Consider the following 16577-nt stretch of genomic DNA (forward strand, 5'->3'; position numbering starts at 1 on the left):
CCCCCGGTCAGCGCCGGATGTCCTGCGGCTTCCATGAGGCGTATTGCCCGCCGCTGTCCCTTGCCAGTCGCTGGAGTAAGACCTCCGGCCGGCTCCCGCCCGTGAGGTAGAAGCCCACGGCATCAATGCGGGTGCGCCGTCCCCTGCGGTTCTGGAGGTGGTTCACCTCGGCCACAATGGCCGCATCCTCGGAGTTGGCCTCGCCGTCGCTCAGCAAAAGAAGGGTGTCGGCCTCCATGGAGAGGGCCAGGCGCAGGGCATCCTGCAGGTTCGTGCTGCCCCCGCAATCCACCCCGCTTTCCAGGTAACGCCGGGCGGCAAGGACTTGGCCCGACTCCGCCGACACGGGGCCCGGTCGGAAGGCGTCCACACGGTCGGCGAAAAGCAGGATGTTGAAACGTTGGCCGGCCTCCAGGCCTTCCAGAGCACGGGCCACGCCGTCAAAGGCTTCACGCAACCGATTCCCCTTGCCGGACTTTTCCAACATGCTCCCGGAAACATCAATGACAAAGACCACCGTGCCGCCGGTGAAGGGTCGTCCGAAGAAAGTGGGTGCGGTGCGTGGTCCGGATGCGGCGGTGCCGGCGTTCGGGGGCGAGGATGGCCGGGCCGCTCCCGTTGCAGCGCCGGGAACCGCCGACGCCGGGGACGAAGGAGAACGGGTGGTGATCGTCGCAGGAGAAGTGGCCGGGACGGCCGGAGAGGAGGGTTCTCCGACGTTGGCCGGCGTGCCCGCCACCGGGATGCGGAAAAACACCTCTTCTTTCTGGGCGGTTTCGATTTCCGGCCTGTTCAGTCCCTCGGCAAAAGCCGCCGGCAGCACCGGACTGGAACCCTTTCGGATTGCATGAAGCGGGAGGCCGTGAATGGCCACCAGCAGGAGGAGGTGGCCGGTGGCTGAAAGGGCCAGAATACCCCCGAACGGACTGATCCGCCCTTTCGCGGTGATCCGCTCCAACAGCCCCGGGAGGAAGCGAACGGTCACACGGGAGGGGGACTGTCGCCGCGATGGCGTTCGGGGTCGTCGATCATCTTCCAGAACTGGGGGTTCTTCTGCAGTTCCTCGTCCTCACCTCCGGGAAGGGAAGAACGGAAGAAAAAATCCTTCAGGGTGTTTTTGTGCAGCACGCGGTGGACGGTCAACCCCTGCTTGGTCTTCTCAAAATAGATCCGGTAGTCCTTGGCCCGGTAGCGGAAAAGCTTCCGCTCGTCCTGGGTGATGACCCCGAACAGGTCGGGGTGTTCCTCAAAAAAATTGGGGGTCAGGACATGGAACTGGTCCAGCACCTCCAATTGCAGAAGCTTCGGCATCTGCGACATCTCTGCGGAACTGGTGGGCGTGAAAACGATCTGCATCATGGACGGAGAAAGTTAACCTTGTTCCCATCCATCCCGCAAGCGGGAGGTTTCAACGGATGCGCCGGCCCCGGTCCCATTGGTAATCGATGGGATCGACCTCGAATGCCATCTCCAGCTCCGCCCCCGCCTCCCGCATCACCGGAACATCCTCGTCCAGCACGGCCACCGGCCTGCTGCACCACCGGCTTTCGTCGCGGGTGATCGTGAGGGCATGGATCGAGTCCCCCCTATGCGAAAGGGCGCAGGCGGGATACTTCAACAAACGAACCGCCTCCTCCACACTGTGGAAGGGGGAGTGGTCGCGGTCACGCAGGGAGGCCGCGCGGTCCAAAGTCCACCGGGCGGGCTGCGATCCACCGATTTGGATCTGGGTCCGGGGACCGTTTTCCTGCCAGGCCACGCGGGAGGCGTGGAATTGGAAGTCGGTCATGATGTTGCCGATGGGAACCAACGGAGGCAGGTCGCAGTCGCTGCGTAAAAAATACAGACCCGCCCGCATCGAGCCGTCGGCCAGGCGGGCCCGGCAGAGGATGCGGAGGGCGGCGTGGTGGTAGTGAAAACCCATCCACGGCGGTAATGGGGCCGGCCGCATGTGGCGCACCTCACACACCACCCAATGGTAGAATCCAAACCCGTAGTGTTCGACGACCTCCAAGCCCCCGGGCAGACGGGCCTGCACCGACTCGATGGGTGCCCGGTAAACCACCAACCAGCAGCGGGCCAGGCGGCCTCGCATGGCCAGGGGGTTGGGGGGAAGGGAGATCAGACCCATAAGACCGCTCCTGTCAGAAAGAGTGCCGCCCCGTCGAGTCCGATGAACCAACCGATGAGCAAATTGATAACTGAGGTTCCCAGCCGGCGTCCGTTCAATACGAACACGCCCAGCATGAGAACATGCGAGGCCAATATCGAAACCACATACCAAGCAATCCCTGAGTCAAAACAGGAACCCAGCGAAGCGAGACCCAGCAGCATGGAGCCCGCGGCCATGCTGCGCAGGCAAATGCGGGCGGCAGTCATGAGACTCCAGCCAAAGATCAGCGGGCACAAAGCCCCGAAGAGAACCCAGGCCAAGCCGGGCAGGACCCACATCAGCAGGATGCCATCTTGGTGCGTGAGACCGCCGGTGGCCGACGCGAGCGAATGGCCTAACAGTCCCGGTCCCAGAAAAGACAAGACCCCGTAGATCAGATTCACAAGGACCCCCTTGAGGCCAACCGCCACGCCCAAAGGCTGAGGCCGGTCATGATGACGGGCCACAATAACAACGGGGGTAGATGGTGGGTTTGGTAGGCAACAAACAAGCCCAAGGCGACGCCCAGTCCATTGTAAGCGGCACTGACCAACCACAGGTAGCGCTGGGTGGGCTTATTGCGGCTTGCTTGGAGGTAGGTCCACCAGAGCACGTATCCGGGGATGGCGATGAGGATGCAGCCCAACGAACAGGCAGCCTCTTTCCAATTACGGAATTGAAAGAGATAAGCGACCGGGAAGATGAGATAGATGCCCGCGAGTATGCCCAGGAGTCCATTGAGCACGGCCATAGCTCGCGCGATCCAGCGAAACGTATTCATCGGCTGCAGCCCCCTGTATGACAGAGAACGCCCATGGCCGCGTCTTTCAACCCGTCGGGTTGCAGGCCGAGCAGGTTCGAGACCCGGTGGCGATTCGAGGAAATCAGGCGATACAGGTTTCGGATCAAAGGCCGGAAGGATGAGTGAGCAAACTTGTCGGCCAGATCCCGGTAATCTCGCAGGGTGTATAGACACATCACCCATGCGGCATCGCCCATCCAGAGATCGCCGTTGTCGGCAATGGCCAGCATCTGTTCCTCCGGTCGCATCTGCCGCAGGTCACCAAATCGCCGGGCCACTTCCTCTGATTGCAACGGCAGGAATTCCAGGGGAATGATCTGGTCCTGTGCCTCCAGCCAATCGCGGCACCGGCAGCAGAACCCGCACGAGCCGTCATACAACACCGTCAATCGTTTCATTTTTTTGAATCTGTTGGGTGTCGTCCCCATTTACGGGTTGAAGGTTTCGAGGTTGGTTTGGACCAGTCCCTGCGCCGGGATCGGGGGAGGGGCTTCGCATCCCGCGCGGAGGGCACGGCGGCGGATGCGCGAGAAGACGAAGAGATTGAAGAAGTGGAGGAGGCCGAGGGCCACCAGCACTCCGCCCACTTTTCCGCTCAGGACTTCCACCCCCGCACGGGTGGTATCAATTTCAAAGGCATAGCGCAGGTTGAGCGCGATGTAGCCCAGGTTGATGAGATAGAATCCGACCACCAACAGGTGGTTGGTCGAATCGGCCAGTTCGGTGTTCCCGCCGAAGACATCGACCAGGAAGACCCGCCCGCCCTTGTGCAGCGTGCGGGCCACCCAGATGGTCAGGGCCAGGCTGAGGGTGACGTAGGCGGTGTAAGTCCAGAGGATCGGGGTCATGGTCGGGTCTTTCTGTTGATGTTTATGGGAGATTCAGGAAATATTGAAAATAAGTGGCAAATAAAAAGCGGTTCATTTGATCAGTTTCTTGGCCAGGGGAAGGAAGACGCGGGCCGGGCCGGTCGATACTTTGTCCATGACCCCGTTGGCCAGGGCGACAAAGTCGGCCAGGGCGGTGATTTGTTGGTGGAAGGCGGTGGCGGCATCGCCCTTGAGCCCCTTGGTTTGCTCCTTGCAGCGCTGCAGCGCCTGGAGCGCGGGTTCGATCTCGCGCCGTTTCCGCTCGCGCACGATGATGGTGAACATCTTCCAGACATCTTTCTCGGCCTCGAAGTATTCCTTTCTTTCGCCCTTGCGGATCACGCTGCGGACCAGCCCCCACCCACAGAGTTCACGCAGGTTCATGTGGGCATTGCCGCGACTGATCTTCAATTCCTCCATGACCTCGTCCGTGGTCAGGGCCTGGGGGGTGGTGATGAGCAGGGCATGGATCTGGGCCATGGTGCGGTTGATCCCCCAGGCGCTGCCGATCGTCCCCCACTGGGTGACGAATTCGTCCCGGGCCTGCTCCAGTGTGGGATGGGGATCGCTCATTTGTATTTTCAATAAATACTGAAAATACGATAAATGTCAAGCTTCTAGGGCGCAGGCCCGATGACGGTAAACCAAGACCGGGATTGTCGGAGGGGCACCGGTCCTCCAGCTTGGAGCGCATGTGGATCTGGTCCGGAGTTCTATGGCTGCTGGTTTGGGTCGGCGCGGCCGCGGCGGTCCAAGAACCGATCGTGGTCCGGGCGGATGCTGACCGGGCGGGGGTCTCACCCACGGTCCCCTCCTCCCGGCTGGAACTGGAACGGCTGGCCGGTGCGGTCTCGGTGGAGGAACTGGAAAGGGTTCAGGAGGGTGCCCCAGCCACGCTCGCCGACAGTCTTCTCGAAGTCCCCGGTCTATACAGCCGTTCGCGCAACGGCTCCGCCCAGACGCGCTTTTCCCTCCGCGGCAGCGGCCTGGCCCGAAATGCCGACACCCGCGGGATCGCCCTGCAGCTCGACGGCCTGCCGCTCAACGTGTCGGATGCCGACTTTGATTTTCTCGGGGCGGTCGAACCCCTCGCCCTTTCCCATGTCCGGGTGTTCCGCAGCGCCAATTCGGCAGGAGGAGTGACCAACGCGCTGGGTGGTTCGTTGGACTTCATCACCCGGACCGGCCGCGATCTCCCCCAAGCCGAAGCGCGGACGGAATTCGGCAGCTATGGCAGCTATCGCCAACACGTCGCCGGAGGCTGGGCCACGGATACGGTCGATGGCTTTGCCTCCCTGACCAACTCCACCGCCGATGGCTTCCGGCAGCACGGCCAATTGAACCGCCAACACGCCACCGTCAACCTCGGCTGGGGTGATCCGGGTCACTGGGAAAACCGTTTGTACTACACCGGATTCCAGAGCGACGAAGAATTGCCCGGTGCCCTGACCCTGGCGCAGATCGGCCGTGACCGCCGACAGGCCGCCTCCAGCCCGGCCCCCGCCTTCGACCGCGTGCTGGCCGATTGGCGCGATGAATTGGTGTGGCACCGCGTGGCCGACCGGTTTGCCTGGCAGGGGACGGACGACCGCATCGAGGGCGGGGCCTGGTTCACCGCTTCCTCCATCCGCAATCCCCGCAACCGGGTTTTTGACACCGACGGCTGGGACAGCGGGGCGCGCGTGAAGTGGACCCGCGAGGCAGAACTGGCCGGACGTCCACAGCTCTTTTCCGCAAGCCTGACCGGCGGCGCGGCGGGCAATGAGGAAACGAGCTACGAAAACACCGGCGGGGGCAATCGGGGTGCCGTGGTCGACGACACCAGGGACCGTTTTGCCAACTCTGACTTGTTCCTCCAGCATGACGTCGAATTCGTCGATCGGTGGCATCTGGTGACCTCGCTCCACATGGGTTACGCCCTGCGCGCACTCTCAGACCGGGTGGTGGGTGCGGGCGAGCAGCGGACCGCCGACGAAGTCGATTATTTCCTGGTCAATCCGGCCATCGGGGTGGTCTTCCGGCCCGTGGATGACGTGCAAGTGTATGCCAACGCCGCGCACGCCCAGGAACCCCCGACCCAAGCCGACCTCTACCGGGTGGGTGCCGCCAACTTTTTCCCGCTCGATGTCCAGCAATCCACCACTCTGGAAATCGGCTCGCGCGGGACTTTCGGGAAACTGGCCTGGGACGCGGCTTTTTACCACGCCTGGCTGGAGGATGAATACCTCATCACCGAGAATGCCCCGGGTTCCACCGACACCCGCAACACACCGGAATCCATCCATCGTGGCATCGAATCGGAAGTGTCCTGGGAATTCCTCCAGCCGGTGGACAACGTCGCCGGCCATTCGGTGCGGCTGACACAACAGGCCACCTGGAACGACTTCCACCTCGTCGGTGATCCCCAATTCGGCAGCAACCGCATCGCCGGGGTGCCGGAAGTGGTCCTGCGCAGCGCTTTGGAGTTGCGACATGGATCCGGCTTTTATCTGGTGCCCGAGGTGCAGGTGCAACCGTTGGGGATCCCGGTTGATTATGCCAACAGCTTGAAGAGCGACGCCTTTGCGCTCTTCGGGTTTCGGGCAGGCTATGGCAAACCACAGGGGATACAGGTGTTTTTCGAAGCGCAGAACCTCGGAGATGATACGTTCATCGCCGACGTCTCCGTCATCGCCGATGCCGGCGGTGCGGACCGGCGGGTTTTCTTCCCGGGAACGGGTCGCGCCTTCTATGGCGGGGTCTCTTGGAAGTGGTGAGCTCGTAAAAATCGGCGTGCGTTGGCAAAGCGGGGAGGCACAATCCACCGCTCATGACTGCCCCTTCCCTCACCGGTCAGCCCATCGTGATGGGTGTGCCCGGCCCCGAACTGACCGATGGCCTGCGCGACCTCATCCGCCGCGTCCAGCCCGGTGGGTTCATCCTCTTCGGACGCAATCTGGCCTCGGCCGAGCAGGTCTACCGGCTCATTTCGGAGTTCTACGAACTCTGCCACCAGACCCCCATTGTGACGATCGACCAGGAAGGAGGACGGGTTTCGCGCCTCAAGTTGATCGGCCAGGAACCGCCCTCCGGCTACGATCTTTGCCTGGCCGGGCGCGAAGACTGGTGTGAGGAGCATGGTGTGCTGACGGGACGCTTGCTCAAGCTCTTCGGCTTCAACCTCAATCTCGCCCCGGTGGTCGATTGGAGCATCGATGAGGAGCGGGACAATTCCCTGCGCGGCCGCTGCCTCGGCCGCACAGTGGAAGAAGTCCAGCGCAACGCCTCGGCCTTCCTAAGGGGAATGGAATCGCAGGGCGTGCGTGGCACGGCCAAGCATTTCCCGGGCTACACCTACTGCGCCCTCGACCCCCACGGGGAACTGCCTCGCATCGACCGCACCCGCGCCGAAATGGAGAAAGAAGAACTGCAAAGCTTCCGCAATTTCCTCCACGCCTCCGCCTTCATGGTCGGGCATGGATTCTTTCCCGCCTGGCACAGCGACGCCCTCCCGGCTTCGCTTTCGCGCAAAGTGGTGACCGATCTCCTCCGCGGGGAACTGGGCTACCGCGGGCTGGTCATGACCGACGACCTGGAAATGGGCGCCATCGCCAACCATTACCCGAGCGAGTCGGCCACCCGGCTCGCCATGGAGGCCGGGCATGACATCCTGCTTTACTGCCACAACCCGGCCTGCGTGCAGATCGCGAGTGATGTGTTGGAGTCACTGCCGTCCACCTTGTTGGAGCCCGCCCTGGCCCGCATCTCCGCCTTCAAAAAAACCGTGGTCTCGATACCGCCGGCCTTCGACGCCCAAGCCTTTGCCGCCATCAACGACGGGATCAGAGCCCTGCGGGAAAAAGTTCGCGCGCAGGTGGGGAAATGACCCGGGCCCGACGGCTGGTGGATGCAGTTGTCCAAGAACGACTCTCACAAATCCCGGGGTGGTCGTTGAAAGACGGCAAGCTCCACCGGGAATTCAAGTTTGCCAATTTCGTGGAAGCCTTTGCGTTCATGACCGCCAGTGCCTTGGAAGCGGAGAAGTTGAACCACCACCCCGAGTGGTCGAATGTCTGGGCCACGGTCAAAGTCGACCTGACCACCCATCATGCCCAAGGCATCACGGACCTGGATTTTGAATTGGCCTCGCGCATGGAAGTCCATGCCCGCACCAACGGCGAAGCCTGACGGGCCCGGCCGGGTCCTTCACGCGTCGGGCAGATCGATGAGCAGGAATTCCGACTCTTCGGAGGCTTCGAGGAGCAGATCCGTTTCCCCTTCCACTGCGGCGCCGTCACCAGTGCCCAGAGTTTGCCCGTTCAGCTTCAACGCACCCCGGACGATCTGGATCCAAGCCTGTCGTGGAGAAGGCAGCGCGTGTGTGACACGGCGACCCGGTTCCAGAATCGAGGCATAGACGACGGCGTCTTGTTGCAGCGTCACCGACCCCTCCCGCCCATCCGGGCTCAGGATGGGGTGCAGGCGGTTGAGTTTTTCCTCCCGGCTGAACTGCTTTTCCGCATAACCCGGATCCAGCCCACGGGCTTTGGGCTTGATCCAGATCTGCAGGAAATGGACAGCCTCGCTGGGCGATGGGTTGAATTCGCTGTGGGCGATGCCACGGCCCGCCGTGATCCGTTGCACGCCGCCCGCTCGGACGATGCTGCCGTGGCCCATGCTGTCGCGGTGTTGCAAAGCCCCCTCGACCACATAGGAGAAGATTTCCATGTCACGGTGGGGATGGGTGGGAAAGCCCCCGCCCCCGGCCACCCGGTCGTCGTTGATGACGCGCAAGGGGCCGAATTCGATGTGAGCGGGGTCTTGGTATTCGCCAAAAGAAAAGGTGTGCCGGCTGTCCAACCAACCGAAGTCGGTATGGCCGCGGTCTGAAGCTTTGCGAAGATGGATCATGGTGGTGATTTCCGGTTGAACGTTCGGGTTAGGGTTCAAGAGAAGTCCTTCACAGGCGTCGGGCGATCAGCCGGTCGAGCGACCAGCGGCCAGCACCCCCGATGACCACGGCGAGGGAGGCGCCGGCCAGAAGGATGTGGTATTCGATCCCATGGGCCCCCTGTTGGGTATTCATCCAGTCGATGAAGAATCCGTTTTGGATATGGGCCATGAAGGCGGCGGTGGCGATGGTGAAACCGATGCCGAAGGCGGCGATGCGGCTGGTCAAGCCCAGCACCAAGGCCAACGGGGCGAGGAATTCCGCGGCGATGGCCAGCAGGGCGAAGACATAGGGAATGCCAAGTTTGCTGGTAAAGAAGCCCATGGTTCCCTCAAATCCGTAGCCACCCCACCACCCGAGGGCCTTTTGCGCACCATGTGGGAAGATGGCGATGGCCACAATGAGCCGGAGGACCAGCAGGTGGAGGGCGTTTTCAGTTTGGAGGAGTTGTTGGAGGATTTTTTTCATGATTTTTGGATTGGATGGTTTGGGTGGGTGAATCAAAGGCTGGCGGCAGCCGCGGCCAGGGCAGGTTGGAGGGCGGTTCGGGAGGCTTCCTGAACATCAGCCGGAGCGAGGGTGGGCTCGACCAGAACATCGGTCACATCGGACACCCCGATGAATCCGAGAAGCTGACGCACGGTCCGGGTCTGGAGGTCATAAGCCTCGGCTCCGGTTCCGGGCCCGTAGGCCCCGCCGCGGGCGTAAACCACGACGGCTTTTTTGCCAGCAACCAGACCGGTGTAACCCGTTTCGGGCGAATAGCTGAAAGTCAAACCCGGCTGGATGACCAGATCGAAGTAATGCTTCAGGATGTAGGGAACGCTGAAGTTCCACATCGGCGTGGAAATAACGATGGCGTCCGCCGAAGTGAGCTGGGCGGCGTAGCCGGCGATGATGTCCCAGGCAGCCTTCTCCGCGTCCGTATGAGGCAGGCCGTGGAGGATGGCGTATTTGGCGTCAAGAGCCGCTTCATTGAAGGGCGGGAGTTCCGCCGACCAAAGATCGAGCGTTTCCACATTTCCATCGGGGTGGCTTTGCCGCCAAAGGTCGATCAGTTGGCGGGCGGCCGCGAGGGAATGTGAACGCTGTTTGCGCGGGGAGGCTTCAATATGGAGGAGTTTTTTCATAAGGGGTTTCGGGGGTTGGGGTTTGGGGATGCTTGGGATGGCAGGAGGTGATTCATTTAACTTAGTGGATGTTATCTTGATATCAAGATATGAGGGTAAAATTCACACATCGTTGAAGGTATTGGCCCCGGCGGGTCGCTGGGGGGCTTGGATGGTCTCGGCGTGGCGTCCCAGTTTGGTCAGCAGCCGGACCAGTTGGCGGCGCTCGTCCGAGCCAAGAACGTCCGAGAGCAAATCGAGCCGCTGTGCGTGCTCCCGGTAGACGCGTTCAATGAGAAGACGTCCCTTCGGGGTCAGTTCGACCAGAGTGACCCGGGCGTCGTCGTCGGATTCCTGGCGGCGCACCAACTTTTTGCCTTCGAGGCGGTCGACCGCCGTGCTGATGGAGCCGCTGGTCAGGTGCACCTTGCGTCCGATGGTGTTCACCGGAAGGGGTCCCCGGTGGAGGCAGACTTCCAGGACCGCAAAATCAGAAAAACCCAAGCCAGTCGCGCCAATGGAGGAACGATCGTAGGATTCGACCGCTTTCCATGACTTCCACAGAGCGAGGAATACCCGGGCTCCGTTGGCGGATGCGCTTTTGCTCATGTGCCCAACCTAAACAAATATATCTTCACGTCAAGATAATTTGAAGAGAGCGGAATCAGCCAGGGCAGATCAGGCTGGGGCTTGCTTTTGTTTGGGGAGTTTCTGCGCGGCGGCCCGGGCCCTGAGGGCTGAGAGGAAGCGGGAGGCCAGCGGGGTGAGTGAACCCTTCCAGAGTGCGGCGACCGGAAGGGTGGGGAAACCCTGAAGCGCCAGGGCGCGGACTCCGGGGACGGGTGGAGCGGCGGGGGAGGCGGCTGAAAGGCCGGCCCCTATGCCGAGGGCGACGTAACGCCCGGCAAGTTCGGTCGAATTGACCTCGATGCTGACGGGCCAACGGAGGCCTTTTTCACGCAGGGTGGTTTGAAACAACCTGCTGAGAAGCTCGTGGTCCGGCAGGGCTACCAACGGGACCTTTCCGGCCGCCCCATCTCGGATCACATCGACCGACCTTTTGTAGGGACTGCGGGATTGGACCAGGATCAAGAGGGGCAGATCGATCAGCTTATCGACTTTGAGCCCTGCCGGCGGGCGTGTCTCCATGACAGCAACAGCCAGATCAACCTCGCCGCGCAGCAGTAGATCTTGGGCCGTGCGCTGGTCGGCTTCGATCAGACGAAGTTTTGCACCCGGTTCCTCCCGTTGGAGCCGGGTGAGCAGCTCGGGCAGGTGATCCCGCATCAACTGGGTGGGGCCGGCCAGCCTCAATTGGCGCAAGACCCTGCCTTTGAGGGAGGATTCGACATCCGCCAAACCGGCAAAAAATGGACTGATGAAAGCGAAAAGCTCCGCCCCGGCCGTTGTCAGCTGGAAGGGTTTCCGCTCGAAGAGGCGTGCGCCGACCGATTCCTCCAGCTTGATCAATTGGGAGCTCACCGCCGGTTGTTGCACGCCATAGGGGATATGACGGCAGGCGGCGACAATCCCGCGATGCTTGGCCACGTAGTAAAAAAGTTCGAGGTGGTGGGGATTCATCATCGTCCGTCCGCTCCGTTCTGCGTCCGGCCGGCTTGGCCCCTTGGCAAGCAGATGCCAGACATTGATAGAATCAATACTACAATACAGATTATCGATTGGAAGTATTTTTCAAAACCACGCAGGGTGGACGCATGGAAAACGAAACCACCCGCCCCGGACTGGTCCGGGTCCTTCTGGCCCAGGCCCAAGTGGCCTTCCACGACAATGCGGTCAAGCTGGTCCTGATTGGCCTGGCCTCGGCCGTGCTGAGCCCGGCGCAGGCCGCCCACTGCGTCAGCATTCTTGCCCTGCTGCTGGTCGTGCCCTTCGTGATGTTCGGCCCCCTTGCCGGATGGATGGCGGACCGTTTTGCCAAGGATCGCATCTTCCGCTGGGCCTTGGTGGCCCAGGCGGGCATCACGCTCTGGGTCATGACGGCGGTTCACCTGGAGGCGCTGGGCTGGGCGGTGGCCGGGTTCTTCCTGCTCGGATTGCAGGCGACGTTCTTCTCCCCGGCCAAGCGGGGCATCCTGAAAGACCTGGTCGGTTCCCGTCGTCTGGCCCAGGCCACCGGCGCGTCGGAAAGCCTGGTGGTGCTGTCGATTTTGGTGGGCAGTGTGGTGGGAGGGGCGGTCTTTGACCAACAAATGGCCCATCAGGGCGGGCCCTGGATTGGGGCTTTCATGGCACTGGCGATCTTCTTGACCGGCTGCGTGGGGGCCTGGTTGCTGGTCTGGGGCGTGCGTGCGGCCCCGGTTGTTGAGTCGGGGGCACGTCCTTTTGAATGGTCCTTGGTTTGGGGCCATGGGGCGCAGGTGGCCCAACTGGTCCGCCAACCCGGTCTCTTCAAAGCAGCCCTCGGCGAAGCGGCTTTTTACTTCATGGGTGGTGCGGTCATGGTTTCGTTGACCCAATGGGTCCAGGAAGATTTGGCCGGAGCTTTGGGCACGGCCAGCCGGACCGGCTTCCTCATGGCTTTGATGGGTGGTGGGGTGATTCTGGGCAGCTTGCTGGCGGCGGGTATTTGTCGCCGAACGATCCGCCTCGGGTTGGTTCCGCTGGGCGCGATGTTCATGACCCTGGCCCTCTGGCTGATGGCAGTCACCACCGGGCATCCCATGGCATTTGCCGCCGCCTTGATGCTCCTCGGTGTCAGCGGCGGGCTTTTCCTGGTTCCGGTGAGTTCATACCTGCAGGATCGATCCAGAGAAGATGAACGCGGCAATATCCTGGCTGCGACGAACCTTCTATCCAGCCTGGGAGGCATGCTGGCCGTGGGGTTGCAATTCGGTTTGGCATCGATGCTGCATGTGCCCGTGCGCGGACAATTGCTGGTCTATGGATTTCTCGCCGCGGGCCTCGCGGTGTATCTCTTGTTCCTTCTTCCGGACGAAGTGCTGCGACTGGCCGGGCTGGCTCTGGCCCGGGCGGTCTACCCGACCCGGATCGTCGGCGCGGAAAACATCCCCAACCGGGGTGGGGTGCTCATTGTTTGCAACCACGTCAGCTACGCCGACACCTTCCCACTGGCGGGCTCGTGTGTGCGTCCGATCCGGTTCCTTTCCCTCGATTCCCTGTTCAAAGTGCCCCTGCTGGGTGTGGTATTGCGCATCTTCGGCTGCATCCCGGTATCCCCGCACAAGGCCAAGGAGGCGTTGAAGCGGGCGAGCGAGGCCCTGCAGCGTGGCGAAGTGGTCTGCCTCTTTCCCGAGGGCCAGTTGACCCGCACCGGGTCGTTGATGGAATTGAAACCGGGCTTTGAACTGATTGCCCGCCGGGCTGGTTGCCCGGTGGTGGTGGCGCACCTTGATGGGCTCTGGGGATCGATTTTTTCCTTTGCCGGGGGACGCTACTTTTTCAAATGGCCCGCCCGTTGGCGGGTGCCGATCACGGTGACTTACTCGAAACCCCTGGCCCCGGAAGAAGCCACCACGGCCCGCGTGCGCCAATTGATGCTGGAGATGGGGGCGGATGCTTTCGCGGGCCGCGAGGAGGTGCGGAACCATCTGGGACGCGCCCTGCTGCGCCAGATGAAAACCAGACCATGGGAGACGCAGTTGGTGGACTGCACGGATTCGCCCCGCTCCTACTCCCGCGGACGGCTGCTGTCGGCCTCGCTCGCGCTGGCCGGGCGCTGGAAGCGCACACTGCCGGCACGCCGGGTGGGCGTGGTCCTTCCGCCCGGTTATGCCGGAACCGTGACCAACCTGGCCTTGATTTTCGCGGGCAAAATCCCTGTCAACCTCAACCCCACCGCCGGGCCGTCCGCGGCCGGACACTCCCTGAAAAGTGCCGGGGTCGAAACGGTGATCACGGCCGCGGTGTTGCGTCGCAAATTGGGCAAATTCCCCTGGCCGGAGCAGACCCTGGATCTGGCGGACGAAGCGGCGAAACTTGGCATTCCGGAAAAAATCAGCGCCCTGATAGGTGCCTGGGCCGTTCCTTATCGCTATCTGAAACACCGCCTCGGCTTGCCCGCCCGTGGGGGCGACGAAGAAGCCGCCCTGCTCTTCACCAGCGGAAGCAGCGGCCTGCCCAAGGGGGTTCCCTTGAGCCATGCCAATCTGCTCGGCAACGCCCTCCAGATCCGAGACATCGAATTGGTCCAACGGCATGACCGCATCCTGAGCGGACTGCCGCTTTTCCACAGTTTCGGCCTGACGGTCGGCCTGCTCTGCCCGCTGCTCGGACGCTGGACTCTTGTCACCGTGCCCTCACCCTTGGAAAGCGATAAGATCGCCCGGGCCGGGCGGGAGGGGAAAGCTTCGCTCCTGCTTGGGACACCCACCTTCCTGCGGCAGTGGATGAAACGAATGGACACCACGGATTTCCCGAACCTTCGCCTGGCCATCACCGGGGCGGAAAAGCTGCCCGCGCCCCTGGCACAAGCCTTCCAAGAAAAGTTCCATGCCCCGGTCATGGAAGGCTACGGCCTGACCGAAACTTCGCCAGTGGCCTCGTTCAATCTGCCTGATCCCGGCCTGGGGCTGGGGGCTGGCAGTGTGCAGAAGGGCCACCGGCCCGGCTCGGTCGGCCGGATGTTGCCCGGTCTGGCCGCCCGGCTGACCGATCCCGCTACCGGCGAACCGATGCTGACCGGTCCGGGCATCCTCGCCTTCCGGGGGGTCAATGTCCTCAAAGGTTATCTGGGGGGCCAGGAGTCGGATAAGTTTCACCAGGGTTGGTTCCTCACCGGCGACCTCGCCCGCTTTGATGATGATGGTTTCCTGTATATTGAGGGACGATTGAGCCGCTTTTCCAAAGTGGGAGGGGAAATGGTGCCCCACCTGGCAGTGGAGGAGGCGATCCAGAAAGCCTTCCCGGCGGAAAACGAAAAAATTCCCGACTGCGTGCTGGGACTGCCCGACGGCGAGAAAGGGGAACAACTGGTTCTGCTGACCACCCGCACCCTCGACTTGGCGGCTGTCCGGGACGGCCTGGCCGCGGCCGGAATGCCCAACCTATGGGTGCCGAAAAAGATATTGCCGGTGGAAAACATCCCTGTGCTCGGCAGTGGCAAGTTGGACTTTGGTGCCTGCAAAAAACTGGCGGAGGAGCTGGCACGCTCATGAAAACCGTCCTTCTGGATGGATTTTGCGGGAATCACTCGCGCATGGGCCGGATGGCACGGACGCTTTCCGATGAAAGCGGGCATGTTTGCCAGATTCTGCGCTACGACTCGAGCGGGCGCACCGAGATAGGCCCATTGGGCGCCCGGCTGGCCGAAAGCCTCGGGGATTTGAAAGAACCCTTCCATGCGGTGGGCTACAGCATGGGCGGCCTGGTCATCCGCGAGGCCCTGCGTCAGTCGCCCGACCTGCCACTCCGGCGGGCGGTTTTTCTGCATACGCCGCACCGCGGCACCTGGATGGGACAATTCCTCGGCCTGCCCGCCGTGCGGCAAATACGTCCGGGAAGCCCCTTTCTGCAACAACTCGCACAGGCCACATGGAGCACACCGACTTTGAACATCTGGTGTCCCGGCGATCTGATAGTGGTGCCGGGCTGGCAGGCACGTTGGGAAAAGGCCACAGTGGAAGAATGCTGCCACGTCCCCGGTCATGTCTGGCCGCTGTTCTCGAAGAACATGCACCAGAGGATCGCGATTTTTTTGAAGGGCCATCCACACGAATCCACGGAGTGCGGTAATGGATCCAGTCAAAACCAATGACCAAGGCCCCAAGAAAAAGAACCAACACATGAACCAAAAACAACTCAAACCCCACTTGGAAGAATGGTCACGGAAAGGCCTGATCCAACCCACCCAGGCCGAGGCCATCCTCGCCCTCTATCCTACCTCAGGAAGAAATTATTGGACGATCGCCTTTGCCGTCATCGGGACCTTTCTGATCCTGGGCGGCGTGATCCTGATCCTATCCAGCAACTGGGAAGACATTCCCGACACCGTGAAAATGGCCGGACTGCTGGCCTTGCTGGCGGCCTCGTTGATCACCGGGGTGGAGGCCCAACGGCGCGGCATGAACCGGGCCTGGTGGGAATGCGGCTACCTCGGGGCGGCGGTTTTTCCTCTCCTCGGCCTGATGCTGGTCAGCCAGATTTTTCATGTGCAGGGGAAGGCCACCGGGTTGGTGTTGGTGTGGACACTGGCCACGCTCCCCTTGCCCTTGTTGACCCGCAGTGTCAGCACCTGGGTCGTACAGATCCTGGCCCTGATGTCCCTGCTCATCTGCGCCAAGGAAGACGGATACCTGGGCGCCCGCTACGACTTCCATCAATGGTGCCAGGTGTGGATGGCTTTCGGGGGTCTTTTGGCCCTGCTTTCCCAGGCCTGGCATCGCGTCGGAGAAAAAATCCAGGCCGGCCTCGGAGAGTTCTGGGGACTCTTGATGGTTTTCATCGCCGCTTACGTCTGGGGCTTTGAGTTGAAACCTTGGTTCGGTTGGTGGACGTTGGTGTTCCTGGGGGCTCTCGGATTGATATACCGGGGCTACCTCCGGGCCAAGGCCCACCAAGTCAACATGGGCTTCGTCATGGTCGCCCTGGTCACGCTCTCGGTTTTCTTCCGCTTGGTCGGCACGATGTTCAACACCGGTCTGATCTTCATCGCTGGCGGCGGCATGATCATCCTCACGGTATGGGGCCTGAACCGGATCAGGAAACAAGTGCTGGGAGGAATCGGGTGAGTCTCCAC

The 16577-nt window shown here is 62.0% G+C and carries 19 protein-coding genes; 6 read left to right on the forward strand and 13 right to left on the reverse strand.

From position 1 onward, the window contains the following. Window positions 1-7 precede the first annotated feature (7 nt). The 8 genes from SFU85_05235 to SFU85_05270 form a co-directional block, all read right to left on the reverse strand. Window positions 8-985 (reverse strand): VWA domain-containing protein, encoded by a 978-nt coding sequence (locus SFU85_05235; protein ID MDX6766172.1) that lies wholly within the window; start codon window positions 983-985, stop codon window positions 8-10. Beyond that, the gene (locus SFU85_05240; GenBank protein MDX6766173.1) at window positions 982-1359 is read right to left on the reverse strand and encodes an addiction module toxin RelE; all 378 of its coding nucleotides are present in this window, start codon (window positions 1357-1359) and stop codon (window positions 982-984) included. Before SFU85_05240 ends, SFU85_05235 begins: the two co-directional genes overlap by 4 nt. A 49-nt stretch (window positions 1360-1408) precedes the next feature. After that, entirely contained in the window at window positions 1409-2131 is a 723-nt protein-coding gene (locus tag SFU85_05245; GenBank protein MDX6766174.1) for a DUF2071 domain-containing protein, read from the reverse strand. After that, window positions 2122-2556 carry a hypothetical protein gene (locus SFU85_05250; protein ID MDX6766175.1) on the reverse strand — a complete coding sequence of 145 codons (435 nt, stop codon included), beginning with the start codon at window positions 2554-2556 and terminating at the stop codon, window positions 2122-2124. Before SFU85_05250 ends, SFU85_05245 begins: the two co-directional genes overlap by 10 nt. Beyond that, window positions 2553-2933, reverse strand: coding sequence for a hypothetical protein (locus SFU85_05255; GenBank protein MDX6766176.1), 381 nt, complete (start codon window positions 2931-2933; stop codon window positions 2553-2555). Before SFU85_05255 ends, SFU85_05250 begins: the two co-directional genes overlap by 4 nt. Beyond that, entirely contained in the window at window positions 2930-3352 is a 423-nt protein-coding gene (locus SFU85_05260) for a DCC1-like thiol-disulfide oxidoreductase family protein (protein ID MDX6766177.1), read from the reverse strand. The genes SFU85_05255 and SFU85_05260 overlap by 4 nt, the downstream gene beginning before the upstream one ends. A 30-nt stretch (window positions 3353-3382) precedes the next feature. Continuing rightward, a complete protein-coding gene (locus SFU85_05265) occupies window positions 3383-3802 on the reverse strand; it encodes a hypothetical protein (GenBank protein MDX6766178.1) in 420 nt (139 codons plus the stop codon). Window positions 3803-3874: 72 nt separating this feature from the next. Beyond that, on the reverse strand, window positions 3875-4396 hold the full coding sequence (locus tag SFU85_05270) for a hypothetical protein (GenBank protein MDX6766179.1): 522 nt from the start codon (window positions 4394-4396) through the stop codon (window positions 3875-3877). A gap of 119 nt (window positions 4397-4515) precedes the next feature. On the opposite strand from SFU85_05270, the gene SFU85_05275 reads away from it, so the two are divergent. Genes SFU85_05275 through SFU85_05285 form a run of 3 tightly spaced genes read left to right on the forward strand, consistent with a single transcriptional unit; the run spans window position 4516 to window position 7990 of the window. Beyond that, the gene (locus SFU85_05275) at window positions 4516-6579 is read left to right on the forward strand and encodes a TonB-dependent receptor (GenBank protein ID MDX6766180.1); all 2064 of its coding nucleotides are present in this window, start codon (window positions 4516-4518) and stop codon (window positions 6577-6579) included. A 53-nt stretch (window positions 6580-6632) separates the two neighbouring features. Further along, window positions 6633-7688 (forward strand): glycoside hydrolase family 3 N-terminal domain-containing protein, encoded by a 1056-nt coding sequence (locus SFU85_05280; protein ID MDX6766181.1) that lies wholly within the window; start codon window positions 6633-6635, stop codon window positions 7686-7688. Next, window positions 7685-7990 carry a 4a-hydroxytetrahydrobiopterin dehydratase gene (locus tag SFU85_05285; protein ID MDX6766182.1) on the forward strand — a complete coding sequence of 102 codons (306 nt, stop codon included), beginning with the start codon at window positions 7685-7687 and terminating at the stop codon, window positions 7988-7990. The genes SFU85_05280 and SFU85_05285 overlap by 4 nt, the downstream gene beginning before the upstream one ends. An 18-nt stretch (window positions 7991-8008) precedes the next feature. On the opposite strand, the gene SFU85_05290 is transcribed toward SFU85_05285, so the two are convergent. The 5 genes from SFU85_05290 to SFU85_05310 form a co-directional block, all read right to left on the reverse strand. Beyond that, window positions 8009-8713, reverse strand: a complete 705-nt coding sequence (locus SFU85_05290; GenBank protein ID MDX6766183.1) for a pirin family protein — start codon at window positions 8711-8713, stop codon at window positions 8009-8011. A gap of 49 nt (window positions 8714-8762) precedes the next feature. Beyond that, window positions 8763-9221, reverse strand: coding sequence for a DoxX family protein (locus SFU85_05295; protein MDX6766184.1), 459 nt, complete (start codon window positions 9219-9221; stop codon window positions 8763-8765). A 32-nt stretch (window positions 9222-9253) separates the two neighbouring features. Continuing rightward, window positions 9254-9883 carry an NAD(P)H-dependent oxidoreductase gene (locus SFU85_05300; protein ID MDX6766185.1) on the reverse strand — a complete coding sequence of 210 codons (630 nt, stop codon included), beginning with the start codon at window positions 9881-9883 and terminating at the stop codon, window positions 9254-9256. 102 nt (window positions 9884-9985) lie between these two features. Beyond that, window positions 9986-10471: a MarR family transcriptional regulator gene (locus SFU85_05305; protein ID MDX6766186.1), complete on the reverse strand. Its 486-nt coding sequence runs from the start codon at window positions 10469-10471 to the stop codon at window positions 9986-9988. A gap of 69 nt (window positions 10472-10540) precedes the next feature. Then, a complete protein-coding gene (locus SFU85_05310; GenBank protein ID MDX6766187.1) occupies window positions 10541-11446 on the reverse strand; it encodes a LysR family transcriptional regulator in 906 nt (301 codons plus the stop codon). A gap of 131 nt (window positions 11447-11577) precedes the next feature. Between SFU85_05310 and SFU85_05315 the strand changes: the two genes are divergently transcribed. Genes SFU85_05315 through SFU85_05325 form a run of 3 tightly spaced genes read left to right on the forward strand, consistent with a single transcriptional unit; the run spans window position 11578 to window position 16569 of the window. Beyond that, complete coding sequence (locus tag SFU85_05315; GenBank protein ID MDX6766188.1) at window positions 11578-14997, forward strand: MFS transporter; 3420 nt, start codon at window positions 11578-11580, stop codon at window positions 14995-14997. Then, the gene (locus SFU85_05320) at window positions 14994-15596 is read left to right on the forward strand and encodes a hypothetical protein (GenBank protein MDX6766189.1); all 603 of its coding nucleotides are present in this window, start codon (window positions 14994-14996) and stop codon (window positions 15594-15596) included. The genes SFU85_05315 and SFU85_05320 overlap by 4 nt, the downstream gene beginning before the upstream one ends. A 28-nt stretch (window positions 15597-15624) precedes the next feature. Further along, window positions 15625-16569: a DUF2157 domain-containing protein gene (locus SFU85_05325; GenBank protein MDX6766190.1), complete on the forward strand. Its 945-nt coding sequence runs from the start codon at window positions 15625-15627 to the stop codon at window positions 16567-16569. Window positions 16570-16577: the final 8 nt, after the last annotated feature.

This window comes from Candidatus Methylacidiphilales bacterium (genome assembly GCA_033875315.1).
In the GTDB taxonomy this organism is placed as follows: domain Bacteria; phylum Verrucomicrobiota; class Verrucomicrobiia; order Methylacidiphilales; family CAZTYG01; genus JANRJG01.